Origin of the sequence: Nitratidesulfovibrio vulgaris str. Hildenborough (genome assembly GCF_000195755.1) — a bacterium.
GTDB lineage: Bacteria > Desulfobacterota > Desulfovibrionia > Desulfovibrionales > Desulfovibrionaceae > Nitratidesulfovibrio > Nitratidesulfovibrio vulgaris.
The window spans coordinates 645,035-659,149 of the sequence record NC_002937.3 but is presented as its reverse complement, the minus strand read 5'-3'; the positions used below and the strand labels follow the sequence as shown (position 1 = coordinate 659,149).

At 64.5% G+C, this 14,115-nt stretch carries 10 protein-coding genes; 4 read left to right on the top strand and 6 right to left on the bottom strand.

The window, feature by feature from the left end:
- Positions 1-27: 27 nt before the first annotated feature.
- The 5 genes from DVU_RS02820 to DVU_RS02800 all read right to left on the bottom strand — a co-directional run bounded on the left by DVU_RS02820 (position 28) and on the right by DVU_RS02800 (position 6,005).
- The gene (locus DVU_RS02820; protein WP_011792814.1) at positions 28-336 is read right to left on the bottom strand and encodes a hypothetical protein; all 309 of its coding nucleotides are present in this window, start codon (positions 334-336) and stop codon (positions 28-30) included.
- Positions 337-819: 483 nt separating this feature from the next.
- Positions 820-1,560, bottom strand: coding sequence for a molybdopterin-guanine dinucleotide biosynthesis protein MobB (locus DVU_RS02815; RefSeq protein ID WP_010937892.1), 741 nt, complete (start codon positions 1,558-1,560; stop codon positions 820-822).
- 463 nt (positions 1,561-2,023) lie between these two features.
- Complete coding sequence (locus tag DVU_RS02810) at positions 2,024-2,734, bottom strand: 4Fe-4S dicluster domain-containing protein (protein WP_010937891.1); 711 nt, start codon at positions 2,732-2,734, stop codon at positions 2,024-2,026.
- An 11-nt stretch (positions 2,735-2,745) separates the two neighbouring features.
- On the bottom strand, positions 2,746-5,763 hold the full coding sequence (gene fdnG / locus DVU_RS02805; protein ID WP_010937890.1) for a formate dehydrogenase-N subunit alpha: 3,018 nt from the start codon (positions 5,761-5,763) through the stop codon (positions 2,746-2,748).
- A gap of 17 nt (positions 5,764-5,780) precedes the next feature.
- Positions 5,781-6,005 carry a hypothetical protein gene (locus tag DVU_RS02800; protein WP_010937889.1) on the bottom strand — a complete coding sequence of 75 codons (225 nt, stop codon included), beginning with the start codon at positions 6,003-6,005 and terminating at the stop codon, positions 5,781-5,783.
- A gap of 375 nt (positions 6,006-6,380) precedes the next feature.
- On the opposite strand from DVU_RS02800, the gene DVU_RS02795 reads away from it, so the two are divergent.
- A complete protein-coding gene (locus DVU_RS02795) occupies positions 6,381-8,774 on the top strand; it encodes an acetate--CoA ligase family protein (RefSeq protein ID WP_010937888.1) in 2,394 nt (797 codons plus the stop codon).
- 162 nt (positions 8,775-8,936) lie between these two features.
- Here the strand turns inward: DVU_RS02795 and DVU_RS02790 are convergent, their stop codons facing one another.
- Complete coding sequence (locus DVU_RS02790; RefSeq protein ID WP_011792819.1) at positions 8,937-9,809, bottom strand: transposase; 873 nt, start codon at positions 9,807-9,809, stop codon at positions 8,937-8,939.
- Positions 9,810-9,940: 131 nt separating this feature from the next.
- Between DVU_RS02790 and DVU_RS02785 the strand changes: the two genes are divergently transcribed.
- Genes DVU_RS02785 through DVU_RS02775 form a run of 3 tightly spaced genes read left to right on the top strand, consistent with a single transcriptional unit; the run spans position 9,941 to position 13,964 of the window.
- A complete protein-coding gene (locus DVU_RS02785; RefSeq protein WP_010937886.1) occupies positions 9,941-11,212 on the top strand; it encodes an ABC transporter substrate-binding protein in 1,272 nt (423 codons plus the stop codon).
- On the top strand, positions 11,209-13,227 hold the full coding sequence (locus DVU_RS02780) for an ATP-binding protein (protein ID WP_010937885.1): 2,019 nt from the start codon (positions 11,209-11,211) through the stop codon (positions 13,225-13,227). Before DVU_RS02785 ends, DVU_RS02780 begins: the two co-directional genes overlap by 4 nt.
- A gap of 35 nt (positions 13,228-13,262) precedes the next feature.
- Positions 13,263-13,964: a response regulator gene (locus tag DVU_RS02775; RefSeq protein WP_010937884.1), complete on the top strand. Its 702-nt coding sequence runs from the start codon at positions 13,263-13,265 to the stop codon at positions 13,962-13,964.
- The last annotated feature ends 151 nt before the right edge of the window (positions 13,965-14,115 follow it).

The following is a 14,115-nucleotide window of genomic DNA, read 5'->3' as shown; positions in this document are numbered from 1 at the left end:
GACTATGCCAGTCGTTTTATTCTGGAATCATACACGGATGGTCGCTTCATGCAGCGCACGTGCCGCTGCTTCAAGACTCGCCCCATCCGTTGCCGAAAAGACGGCGTCAAACAATGCAGGTGCGATGACCTGCGGGTCGTAGTCGATGGTCAGCGACTGCGTGAAGATGTTGAGGCGCACGCCCCTGATACCGGGCACATCTCCCGCCGCACCCCCAAGATTGCGTGCAGCGGGATGGTTGCGCACCCCGAGGTCGACCTTGAGGCGCAGTTTACCGGGTTCATGCCCGACCACGGCGAGATACTCCCTCAATTCCACAAGTAATCGTGTATCCATGCAACCTCCAAAATGAATGTGCTTATCACTAATGGGGAGGATTGGTCGTGGCAAGCAGGAAAAGAACGGGCCAGCGAATATCAGTCTGCGGTCCACGAAGAGAATACGTACGAGCCCTCACACACGGGCACATCGCCCCGTGAAGGATACGGGATGCTCGCGGGGCTTCAGCGGTACGGACGACGCACCACATCACCCGGTCCGACCACCGGGTGACATGGCAAGGCGTGGAGGCAGGCTTGAAAAGGAGGGGGCAGGGGTGTGGGCATCCCTGCCCCCGAGGGCAAAGAGGCGAGAACCGGCAGATGAAGCGACCAAGGGATGTGGTCGCGAGTTCTCTACTCCACAACCCGTCGTGTGGGCGACGGGCGTAGGGGGAGGCGGAACCGTACACGTTGAGTGTACAATCAGACGCCTATTGCACAAGTAAACAGTTCAACGCAGGCTGTCCAGCCCCGGCATGGTATTTTTCCGGGCACGGCGTCACCCGCGCGGCATCCGGATGACGACATCGCCGCCCGGGGTGAAGCCCTTGAGCTCTGCGAGCATCCCTCGCAAGGCCCCCGCCACGATGCGCTCGACGAAAGGGTTGAGACCCACGGCATGGCCGTTGACCGTGATGGCGAGGTCGCCCTCCACCGAACAGCAGTCCTGCGGCGTGGCGTCCCCGGCGACCACCATACGCCCGAGACCGGCGCAATCCTCCTGTCCGCAGGCGCCACAATCGAGCCCCGGCAGCAGGAAGGCCCGTTCCAGCACCAGCGACGCCAGACCGTCCATCTCGTCTGCGCCGAAGTGCGGCAGGGGCGGTGCTCCCACCTTCCCCCACGTGGCGAGGGCGAGTCCCCTGTCCAGCGCCTTCACCTCGTCCGCCTCGCGCAGGCAGAGGATGCGCGGCAACCAGCCAAGGCTCTTGCCCCCCTCCACCAGCAGCACATCGGCCCTCACGAGGGGGAGAAGGTCGGCCAGATGACGTTGCGTCGACCAGAACACGGCGCACTCGTCCTCGCCCACGCCGATGATTGTCCGCTTCGGCTTCATCAGTCTGGATGTGTCGGTATCGGGCTTGTCGAGTCCGTGATGGGTATGCTTGGCGATGGCCACCGTAAGGCCGCGCGCCTCGATGGCATCGGCAAGGCGTGCCGTGAGCGTGGTCTTGCCGGAATTCTTGAATCCGATGATGCTTATGGCTTTCACAGATTGCTCCTTGTCTGCAGAGGACATGCCGCCCCCCGGGTTCTCGCCGGATTCGCCGGGCATGAGTGCCGGACATCCTCCGGTCGTGCCGCGATGAAGTCAGCTGCCGGGCTTGTCCGGTCGGGGCTGGCTTCAGCCACGCAACGCTGCTGGTCGCAACGGGTCTTCGGGAGGCTGATGCACGATAGCCTGTCTTCGCACCGCCACACAAGGGTCGCCCGTCCCCGCATACACAAATGACGTTCCGTAAAGGACACCGCCCGAGGCTTGCGCCCCGGGCGGTGCTGAACCTCTGGCTTGCGCCGGAGGCAGGGATGCGTTTTGTCGCCTTTACTCCCGCCGTGAAGCGGAACGTGTCAGGCATCTTTCTTCGGCAGAAACCCTGTCGCGGCAACTCGTGCCTGTGCCACCCGGTCTCTCCCGCCGTATGCGGGGCGGGCGTTTTCAACCGTTACCGGTCCCTCCACCCGCCGCCGCGTCATCTCGCAGGTCAGGCACGTGGCCGGAACAACCGTGCGAACAGTTGCTGCCGGGTCATCATGGATGGCGCGAGGTCGGCCACCGCATGTTCGTAGAAGTCCTTGGGATCACGGGTGAAGAGATACACCACACGCACGTCGTTGGGGTCGCCCAGCACCGCACCGGGGTATGTCTTCTTCACTTCCGCAAGACGCTTCTCGGCGAGGGCGAGCATCTCCTGCTCATCGCCGAAGTTCATGGTCCCGGTAGGACAGGTCTTCACGCAGGCAGGCAACAGGCCGTTCTGTACCCTGTCATTGCACATGTCGCACTTCGACAGCCGCTTGGTGACCGGGTCGATGCGCGGGATGTCATAGGGGCACGCCGAACGCACGCTCTCGCCATCCACCTTGGCCGTGAGTTCAGTGAACAGCACGGCTCCTGTCGTCTCGTCCTTCACCACCGCCCCTTCGAGGTCGACATCCGCCTGCCCCTTGCAGGGGGGTTCCACGCAATGGCGGCACTGTTCGGGGAAGAACAGCCAGTCGATGCCCGGTCCCTTGCGGGACTTCTCGGTGAAGCGCACGGTCTTGAGCGTGACATAGGAGAGGTCTGGCGGGTTCTGGTGCGACCCCGTGTTGCGAGTCTCCTCGGCAGGCAGGTTCTTCCACTGCTTGCAGGCTATCTGACAACCGCGGCACGCCGTGCAGCGGCTCAGGTCTACGAAGAACATCTTTCCCATGACCTACCTCCCTAGACCTTGCGGACGTCCACCATGAACGCCTTGGTTTCCGGAATGCCGGTGTTCGGGTCGCCCGCAGACGGGGTCAGCAGGTTGGCCGTGTCGCCGCCGTTCTTCGGCACCATCCAGCCGTAATGCCACGGCAGGCCCACCATGTGGACATCGACACCTTCGATCTTGAAGGGTCTGATGCGCTCCGTGACGATGGCGACGGCTTCAAGCGCACCGCGCAGGCTCGACACCTTGACGGTGTCGCCGTTGCCTATGCCGCGCAGCTTCGCCAGTTCCTTGCTGATCTCGCAGAAGATCTGGGGTTCGGCTTCGACGAGCCACGCGCAACGGCGGGTCATGAGGCCGGTCTGCCAGTGCTCCGTGACGCGATAGGTCGTGCCGATGAAGGGGTAGCGCGGATCGCACACCGCCTTCTTCTCGCCTTCGATCTGGAACGCCACGGGGTTGTGCAGCTGCTTCGAGAAGGGGTTCTTGGACACCGGGCACTCGAGGGGTTCGTAATGCTCGGGGAAGGGACCCTCTTCACGACCGGGGCCGTACAGTGCGCCGAAGCCATGCGTCTGCATGATGAAGGGATGCTTGGTGCCGGGGTCGCCGCCACCGTCCACCACGTCGCCCACCCACTTGCCGTCCTTCCATTCGATGACGGCCTTGGCCGGATTCCACGGCTTGCCGGTCTTGTCCACGGAGGCACGGTTGTAGAGGATGCGCCGGTTGACGGGCCAGCAGAACGACCAGTTGGGGAACAGGCCGATGCGCGCCTGTTCCGGCGTCTGGGTCTTGTCACGGCGGGCCATCAGGTTGCCCGCGTCGGTGAACGAACCGGCATGCAGCCAGTTGCCCGAACAGGTCGAACCGTCGGCGGTGAGGAAGGCGAAGCTGGGCACCTGCTGGCCCTTCTTGAACTGCTTGCCGCCCACTTCGGTATCCTTCAGGAAGTAGCCGTTCATGAGTTTCGCCACCTTGGTGGGCGAGAACTCGTTGTGCTCTTCCCAGTCGGCGATGTTCAGCTTCGCGATCGGTGCGGGGTAGGCTCCCCCTTCCTTGGCGTAGAGCTCACGCACCTTCTTGAACATGTCGAGCATGATGTCGCCGTCGGGCTTGGTCTCGGCGTAGGGCTTGGGCCCGCGATAGCGCCACTGCATCCAGCGGCCCGAGTTCGCCACCGAACCTTCCTTCTCGATGGAGACGCAGCACGGCAGGAAGAAGACCTCGGTGCCTATCTCGGCGGGGTTCATGCCCGGCCCCTTCCAGAACGAACTGGTCTCGTTCTCGAAGAGGTTCACGTTGACCAGCCATTCGAGTTTGCCCATGGCCTTGCGGTTCTTGTTGGCGTTGGCGCCGCCGCAGGCGGGGTTCATGCCCCACGCGAAAAGGCCCTTGAACTCGCCCTTGTCCATCTTCTCGAAGATGTTCAGCCAGAAGTAGTCGGTGAGCTTCCTGCCGGCGTCGATGCGCGGCAGATAGTCGTAGGCCGCCGCGGGTTCTTCGTCCGGGTACAGCGCCTTGAGGTAGCTGGCCACATACTTGGGCCTGTTCTGCCACCAGTTGACGCTCATGGGGTCCTTGGACTGGGGCGTGGCGGCATTGTACAGCTCAAGCGTGGCGGCCTTGCTGTTGGGCACGGGGTTGTAACCGGGCCAGATGTGGGCCAGCAGCCCCTGGTCGGTGGAACCCTGCACGTTGGACTCGCCGCGAAGCGCGTTGACGCCGCCCCCCGCCACGCCGATGTTGCCCAGCAGCAGCTGTATCATGGCCATGGCGCGGATGTTCTGCACACCGACGGAGTGCTGCGTCCAGCCCATGGCGTACATGATGGTGCCCGCCTTGTCGGGCTTGCCGGTGGCGGCGTAGGCCTTGTAGACCTGCTGCAGCTGTTCCTTCGACGTGCCGGTGATGGCGGCGACCTTGTCGAGGTTGTACCGCTCGTAGTGCTTCTTCAGCAGGTTGATGACGCAGCGCGGGTGCTTGAGTGCCGGGTCGCGCTTGGGCACGCCGTTGGCATCGAGTTCGAAGGCCCACATGCTCTTGTCGTACTTCTTGTTCGCCGCGTCGTAGCCGGAGAAGAGCCCGTCCTTGAACGAGAACTTCTCGCCCACGATGAGCGAGGCGTTGGTGTACTCGCGCACGTAGTCCGTGAAATAGAGCTTGTTGTCGAGAATGTACTTGATGAGACCGCCGAGGAACGGGATGTCCGCGCCGCTACGGATGGGCGCGTAGACATCGCAACGTGCCGAGGTGCGCGTGAAGCGCGGGTCCACGTGGATGAGCGTGGCGCCCTTGTCCTTGGCGCGCAGCACCCACTTGAAGGCGATGGGGTGGTTTTCGGCAGCATTGCTGCCCATGATGAGAATACAATCACTGTTCGCGAGATCGTTCCAGTGATTCGTCATTGCACCGCGACCGAACGACTCTGCCAGAGCCGGTACAGTGGGGCTGTGTCAGATACGCGCCTGGTGCTCGATGTACACCAGGCCGAGGCTGCGGAGGATGTTCCCGTAGGCCCAGCACTCCTCGTTGTCCATGGCGGCCGAACCGAACGAGGCGATGGCCTCGGTGCGGTTGACCAGATCACCCGCCGCGTTCTTCTCGGTGAACGAGGCGTCACGGGTCTTCTTGATGCGCTTGGCGATCTCGGTGAGGGCGAAGTCCCACGTCACCGGCTTCCATGTATCACTGAAGGGGGCGCGGTAGAGCGGCTGCGTGCCGCGCTGGTCGTTCTCGCCAAGCTGGAAGATGGATGCGCCCTTGGGACAGAGCGAACCTTCGTTGATGGGATGGTCGGGGTCGCCCTCGACGTTCACGGCGCGGCCCTGTCCGTCCTTGGCGGTATGGACGATGAGACCGCAACCCACCGCACAGTAGCAGCATATGGATGTGGTCTGTTTCGCCCACTGGAGTTTCTGCAACTCGGCCCGCGCCACCGTGGGCGCGAGGCTGAGTCCGAGCCCCGTGAAAGCACCTGCCACGGCGGCCCCGGCGCTCAATTTGAGGAAATGTCTGCGTGTGACTGTCATCGTGCCTCCTCTGGGGTTCAGCGTCCCCGTGTCTCTCGTCCGAACATGACATGAAGGGCATAGCCGTGCGGCATATGCGCCTTGAGCCTGACCCGGGGGGGCGGGCTATCCAGCTGCTGTGCGGGAACGACGGCAAGCAGCATGGCCCGCGCCCTGACGGGGGCGAGGTCGTGTCCGAGACCCGAGAACGGGAGCGGCGAGGCCCCGCAGGTCTTGAGTGATGCCTTGCAGCATGTATCCATGAAACACTCCCGGTACGTCATGCGCGCCGCCCCGGCGGACGCGCCTCTGTGACCATGACCTGTTCTATGCCCCCTGCCCCCCCGTGACAAAGCAACGCATCTTGTGTCTGTTCAGACACTTGCCCAAAGAACACTCCTGCACGATTGCAATATGTTACAATTAACACACACCGCCAATTACGCACGGTATGGCACTTCACAGGGTGCGTCAGGCGCTCACATGGCACAAAGTCCCGCTTCCGTCGTTGTGAAAGCATTGCGCCGCCGCTACAGTATTGCTCCTGTGCCGATGGCAGGATATGCCACCTGACGCGCCGTACGCGCCCCGAAGGCGCAAGCCGCACCCTTCCCCGATACCGTCCATGAGAGGAACGTATGCAGCCCGCCATCAACTGGAAACGCATCGACGCCTGCTTCGAGGAAGCCGCCCGAGAGGGGCGTGACATCCTTCTGGAATACGAGACCTACGAACTCCTGCGCAACTCGGGGGCGGAATCGGTGCCGCTGGTCAACCTGCTGGCGCGGGGTGCGCGCCCCTCCAACGAAGAGCTTCTTGCCTTCCCCGGCGACAAGGTGGTGATGAAGATCGTCTCGCCCACCATCCTGCACAAGACCGACGTGGGCGGCGTGAAGATCATCGACAAGCATCCCGGAAAGATACGCTCGACGTGGCGCAGGATGCTCGACGAGGTGCCGGAGCGTTTCGCCGCATGGCTCGAACACCACCCCGGCGGGGCTCCGGCCGCCTATACAGGGCTCACGGGCGACCCCCTGCGCGAAGCCGTGGCACGCGACGTGCGCGGCGTGCTCATGTGCCAGTTCATGCCACCCGACTCTTCCGCCTTCGGCAACGAACTGCTCATGAGCCTGCGCCGCACCCGCGAATTCGGCATGGTCATCACGGCGGGTCTCGGCGGGACGGATACCGAACTGTACGCCCAGCGGTTCCGCAAGGGGCAGGCTGTGGCCTCCGCCTCTGTCGAACTCACCGACGCCGACACGTTCTTCGACCTGTTCCGGCGCACCATCGCCTACGAGAAACTGGCGGGCCGCACCCGTGGGCAGGGGCGCATCGTCTCCGACGACCAGTTGCTGGAGTGCGTCGCCTCTTTCATCGCCATGGGACGCCATTATTCGCCGGAGAACCCGGCAGCACCCTTCGTCATCGAAGAACTCGAGATCAACCCCTTCGCCTTCACCGACTACCAGATGGTACCGCTTGACGGCCTGTGCCGCTTCTCGCGCCCCGCCGCACGCCGTGCACCGCGCCCCGTCGAACGCATCGCCGGGCTTGTGCACCCGAGACGCATCGGCATCATCGGGGTCTCCGACAAGAGAGCCAACTTCGGGCGCACCATCCTCGACAACATCCTCGCGGCGGGCTTTCCCGCCTCCGACGTGGTCGTGGTGCACCCCTCGTGCGACGAGGTGGCGGGCGTGCGCTGCACCCCCGACCTCAAGGGCATGGGTCGCCTCGACCTCTTCGTGGTGGCCGTGGGTGCGGAACAGGTGCCTGCCATCGTGGACGGTCTCGTCGAGGACGACCTTGCCGAGGCGGTATTGCTCATCCCCGGCGGACTTGGTGAGAAGGCAGGCAGCGAAGAGCGTGCCGCGGCCGTGCGCGCCCGCATCGACGAAGCCCACGCACAGGGCGGCGGGCCGGTCTTTCTTGGCGGCAACTCGCTGGGCGTGCTTTCGCGCCCCGGCAGGTTCGACACCATCTTCATTCCCGACGCCAAGCTCCCCAAGCCACAGGGACAGGGCGGACGGTCGGCCTTCATCAGCCAGAGCGGGGCGTTTCTGGTGACGCGGGTCAGCAGGCTGGTCGACCACATCGACCCGGCATACCTCGTCTCCATCGGCAACCAGACCGACCTCACGGCGGGCGACCTGCTCACATGGTTCAAGGATGTGCCCGACCTTGGGGTACTGGCGGTCTACATGGAGGGCTTCGCCGACGACGACGGGCTCTCATTCTGCCGTGCCGTGCGCGATGCCGTGGCCTGCGGGCGCGACGTGGTGTTCTACAAGGCGGGACGCACACCCGAGGGCAAGAGCGCCACGGCGGGGCACACGGCCTCGGTGGCGGGCGACTACATGGTCTGCACCTCATGCGTGCGACAGGCGGGGGCCCTTGTGGCGGAGAGTTTCGCCGAATTCGAAGACCTGTACCGCCTCGCCGTGCATTTCCACGGAGTCACCGTGCGGGGCGACCGCATCGCCGCCGTCAGCGGGGCGGGCTTCGAGGCCGTAGGCATGGCCGACAGCATCAGCGGCGACGATTTCAGGGTGCGGCTGGCCACCCTGTCACCCGAAACGGCGCGGCAACTCCGTGATGAACTGGCGGCGCACAGACTCGACAGGCTGGTGGACGTGCGCAACCCGCTGGACATCAATCCGGCGGCTGACGATGCCCTGCACGCCCGCACCGTGTCCCTGCTTGCCGCCGACCCCGGTGTGGACGCCGTGGTGGTAGGAGTCGTGCCCCTCTCGCCCGCCATGCAGACACTCCCCGCAGGCATGCGGGATGGCGATTCGCTGGATGCCCCGGGAAGCATCGCGACGCTGCTGCCCGAAACGGTGCGGGGCCTCGCGAAGCCCGTCATCGCCGTGGTGGACGGTGGGGCACTGTACGACCCGCTGGTGGAACGTCTGGAGGCCGGAGGGGTGCTGGTGTTCCGCTCATGCGACCGCGCGGTGGCAGCCCTCGCCAAATATCTCGAAGGTCGCCTCTACGCCGCTACGCTTCGGCCGTTCTGTACCGAATGAGACGACGGGGCGGGTCCGGAGCGATGTTCCTTGTCTGAGACGACCTCGGGGCTTCTCGCGAAGGGCTTCATGCCGGGGCTTCAGCGGGAGATGCCATGCGTGAAGGCTCAGCGCGCTGTGCTTCGCCGGTGTGCTTCGGGTAGGCGCTTCGACCTGAAAGACTCAGGGATGACGGAACTCCATGTCGGGCACCATGTCGCACAGGTAGCGCAGCAGCAGCGGTTCAAGGGCCTCGCCCCTGTGGTTGTACCGGAACTCGAGTTCCTTGAGATACAGGGGGAAACGCTGCGGCGAGACGCCCTTGAACGCCTTGATGCGTTCCACGGCGTAACGGGTGAAGACGCCCTCGCGCCGCTGCGAAGGGGGAGTCTCCACCTTGCGGATGTACTCGTAGGGTAGTGAATCGTCACCGGAGAGCACCAGTGCGTCGTACTGCCGGTAGGGGGCCGTGTGAACGAGGTAACCCGCCCGTTCGATGCGCAGGTGGAAGCTGTGGTTGAAGTGGAACACCGTCTCCGCCGAAAGACCGGAGACAAGGTCGATGAACACCCATCCGTTGCGTTCGAGTATGCCGAAGACCGGTACGGGGCCGCGCCCGTGTGACGAGGGCAGTCCCGTGAGCTTGCGCCCCTTGAGATAGGCCCCCAGCCCTGTCTCCGGCCCAAGCAACTGCCGTGCGTCGGGCGCATGGGCGAGAATGGCGAAACGTAACGTCGTCACGGCCTTGTAGGTGGCATTGTACGAAAGCCCGAGCTCGCCCGCCATCTGGTGGGCTGTCGCCTCCGCCGCGAAGAGGGTCACCAGCCGCAGCCATGCGTCCGCAGGGAGCCCGCCGTTATTGATCCAGCGCCCCGCGAAGTCCTGAAACGTGTACTTGCACCCGGCGCAACGGTGCCGCCCGCCTGAAAGACCGTACAGCCTGTCACCGCCGCAGCGCGGACAGAAGCGACGCCCCCCCGCCCAGCAGATATCGAGCAGCAGCTTGCGCGCCGCCTCCTCCGAGGACGAGGCCTGAACGATTTCGGTGGGATTCATACCGCACGTATACCTCATACGGCAGGGTGCGGGCAATGGATGTTCACGCCGCCACGCGGCAGACACTGGACGTCTTGCCCCTGCGGGGCTATGGTGTCTCAACCGCTTAACATCGTTACAGGAGGCCTGCCTTGCCCCATCCGTCGCGCCACAACCCCGCGCTCGTGAGGCTTGCGCTCGCCCTTCTGTTCGCCCTGCTGACGGGCCTTGCGGCCTGCACGCCCGACGACCCCGACGCAGAACACCCCGGCAGGGTTCCCGGCGTCACGGAAGCCACCATCCGCCTTGGCTCGTCGCTACCCCTCACCGGCCACGCCCGGTATCTCGGTGTCGAGACACTGCGCGGGGCACTGGCCTACATCAACCACGTCAACGATTCCGGCGGGGTACACGGTCGACGCATCGAACTGGACGCCCGTGACGATGGCTACGACCCCCCGCGCTGTCTCGCCAACACGCAGGAACAGCTCATCTCCGGAGAGGTGTTCGCCCTCACCTGCTATGTGGGCACCCCCACCACCATGCGCATCCTGCCGCTTGTCGACGAGGCGCGCATCCCCCTCGTGGGGGCGTTCACAGGTGCCAACGGGTTGCGCGACCCCTTCAGCCGCTACGTGTTCAACGTCCGGGCCTCGTACTATCAGGAGACCGACGCCGCCGTGCGGCATCTCGTCCACGACCTCGGGCTCACGCGCATCGCCGTCTTCTACCAGTATGACGCCTACGGCTTCGACGGCCTCACGGGCACTGAACTGGCGTTGCGCGAACTAGGCCTCGCCCCTGTGGCGCGAGGCTCATACGCCAGAGGGACGGACAACATCGAAGACGGGCTGCACCGCATCATCGCCTCCGATGCAGAGGCTGTTCTCATGGTCGGCACCTCCGAACCCACAGCCCGGTTCATCCGCATGGCAGAGGAGGCGGGCTTCGATGCCGTCTACCACGCCCTGTCGTTCACGGGCGCGGAGGAACTGGCGCGTCTTCTGGGCCACACCGACGCCAAGGTGCTGCTCTCACAGGTCGTGCCCCCGCCGGACGCCCCCGAGGCCCCTGCCATTCTCGGCTGCACCACGGAGTACGTGAATCTCCTGAAGCGCTACTATCCCGACGCCACACCCAGTGCCATCGGCCTTGAAGGCTACATCAACGCGCGCATTCTCGTCGAAGGGTTGCGGCGTGCCGGCCCCGACCTCACACGTGAGGGGTTCGTCCGCGCGCTGGAGTCGTTGCGCGACTACCCCCTCGGGGGACGCACGGTGGTGAGCTTCTCGCCCGAAAGCAGGCAGGGCATGGGCAGCGTCTACTTCACCCGCCTTGTCGGGGGTCGCTTCGAACTCATGCGCGAGGCGGGTGCCCCGCCCTCGGCAGCCAGACCCGCCAGCAACAAGGGGGGGCAGCCATGATATTGCGCCGCTTCCACAAGCTGGGCCTCCAGAAGAAGTTCTTCTTCACCATCCTAGTGGTGATCATGGCCATCAGCGGCACCATTGCGCTGCTGGCCCGCTGGATTCTGGTCTCGAGCCTCACCGACGAACTCCAGATGCGCGGCACGGCCATCGCGCACAGCGTCGCGGCACGCGGGGCCGGTTTCATCCTCGACGGCGACACCCCGCAACTCGTCGGCCTCATCTTCGATGAGGCGCAACTGCGCGAACGCACGCAACTCGTGGCCTACATCTACGTGCTCGACACCTCCGACGCGCTGCTGGCCCACACCTTCATCCGACCCTTCCCCTCACACCTCAAGGCCGCCAACCCCCTTCCCGAAGGTGCGGCACGCTCCATGGAACTGGTGCGCGTCCACGGGCGCGAGGCATACGACATCGCCGTCCCCGTCCGCGAAGGGCTGTACCAGATAGGCACGGTGCACGTGGGCCTCAACAAGGCGCACATGGACAGCCTTGTGGGCAAGCTGCGGGTGACGTTCCTCGGCTTCATCACGGCGGTGGTCATCATCACCTTCATCATCAGCCACTATCTGGCCCGATACATCACCGCCCCTGTCTCGCGCCTCACCAACATCTCCGACGACCTCTCACGCGGCAACTTCAACACGGCCGTCGACCTCGACATGCCCGACCAGGGATGGAACATCCTCGACTGTCCCGCCTACTCCGACACCGACCTCCCCTGCTGGCACTTCGACGACCAGCGGCACGCACGCACCAGCCCCGAACATCTCCACCGCTGTCGCACCTGCGTCTTCTACCGCAAGCGGCAGGGGGACGAGGTCATCCAGCTGGCCGACTCGTTCCGCAACATGGTCTGGTCCATCAAGCTGTACCGCAAACGCCTGCAAGAGTCGGAAGGCAAATACCGCTCGCTCTTCGACAGCGGCCCCGACCCCATCTTCGTCGTGGATTGCGAGAGGGGCACCATCCTCGACGCCAACCCCCGCGCCGTGGAACAGTACGGCTACGCACGGGAAGAGCTTGTGGGCCTCAGCTTCGAGAAGCTGGGCGGCGACGCCATGCGCGAATGCCCCCGCCTGTTCGACGAAGACAGTTCACCCACGGGATGCGTCCACCTGCCCAAGGTGGCGCAGTACCACAAGGACGGTTCCACGTTCTGGGTGAACCTTCATGCCTGCCCCATCAGCTACCGGGCGCGCCCCGCCATCATCGTCTCCACCACCGACATCACCGAGATGCTGGAGAAGGACGCCCAGATAGTGCAGGCGGCCAAGATGAAGTCGCTTGGCGAGATGTCCGCAGGGGTGGCGCACGAACTGAACCAGCCGCTGAACGCCATCCGCATGGGCAGCGACTACCTGAACATGGCGCTGGAACAGGGGCTACCCGTGCCGCCGGAACAGTTGCGCGAGGTGACGCTGGATATCTGCGGGCAGGTCGACCGTGCGACAGAGATCATCAACACCCTGCGCTCGTTCGGGCGCAAGTCGGAGATTCTCGAGGAACCGGTCAACCTCAACGCCCCGGTGCGCTCGGTGCTGCTGCTCGTAGAGCATCAGTTCCTGTTGCAGAATGTCGAGTTCGAGTTGCACCTCGGCGATGCGTTGCCGCCCGTCAAGGCGCACAACAACCGGTTGCAGCAGGTGGTGTTCAACATCATCACCAACGCGCGTGATGCCGTCATCGAACGGATGCGACGCGACGCCGGCTTGCGCGGGCGCATCACCATCACCACCTCGCACGAGGGCGATACGGTCACACTTTCGGTGAAAGACAACGGCTGCGGCATCCCCGCCACTCTGCGCGAGCAGGTCTTCCAGCCCTTTTTCACCACCAAGGCCACAGGGCAGGGCATGGGACTGGGGCTTGCCATCGTCTACGGCATCGTCCGCAGCTACGGCGGCGACATCCGCATCGACGGCGTTCCCACTGGAGGCACGGAGTTTTCGCTCACCTTCCCGACGACCACCGAAGACGGTACGGAACAGCGAAGGCCCGTGGCATAACAAGCCCCACAGCGCAGCACACCGCAGGAGAAGTCATGCGCATCCTCGTCATCGACGACGAACAACCGACGCTCAAGATGTTCGCCCTCATCCTCACGGCACTGGGCCATTCCCCGGTCACGGCGTCCTCCGGTGAAGAGGGGTTGCGGCTTTTCGATGACGCCCACCCCGATGTGGTGCTCACCGACATCAAGATGCCCGGCATGGACGGCATGGACGTACTGCGCAGCCTCAAGGAGGCCGACCCCCGGTGCGAGGTCATCGTCATCACGGGTCATGGGGATGTGGACCTCGCCATCGAGGCGTTGCACCTCGACGCCACCGACTTCATCAACAAGCCCGTACGACGCGAAGAACTGGTCACGGCACTGGAACGTGCAGCCGACCGCATCCGGCTCAAACACGATTGTGCGGAGTCCATCAGGTGCGAGACTTCAGAAGATGGTGCCGTGGTGCGTGTGGTGGGAACGGTGAGCGGTCAGGGCGAAGCCATGCTGCGGCATGCCTTCGAAGAGGCCCTTCTTTCCGGTGCGCCAAGGGTGACGCTGGCCTTCGGGGAATCGACGGCACTCAACGGCGCTGCCATCACCACGCTCACCACCCTGCTGGGCAGGGCCGCGACGCTGGACCGCAAGGTGCACATCACCGGCGCATCCGACAACCTGCGCACCGTGTTCGAGGTCATGGGCTTCGGACGCCTCTTCGACCCCCTTCGGCAGGATGATACCACACCGTAGCGGCTTCCATGCGCCCCTTTCCACACCGCGAGCGAGTCCTGTGGAGTTGGTTCCGCGTAGCAGCGCTCTCGCACACTGGTGAGCATGTGAGGCCCTTGGGCTCCCGCCCTGTGCTGCCGCCCGACGCAACTGATGCCGGGGCCGAGCCTGC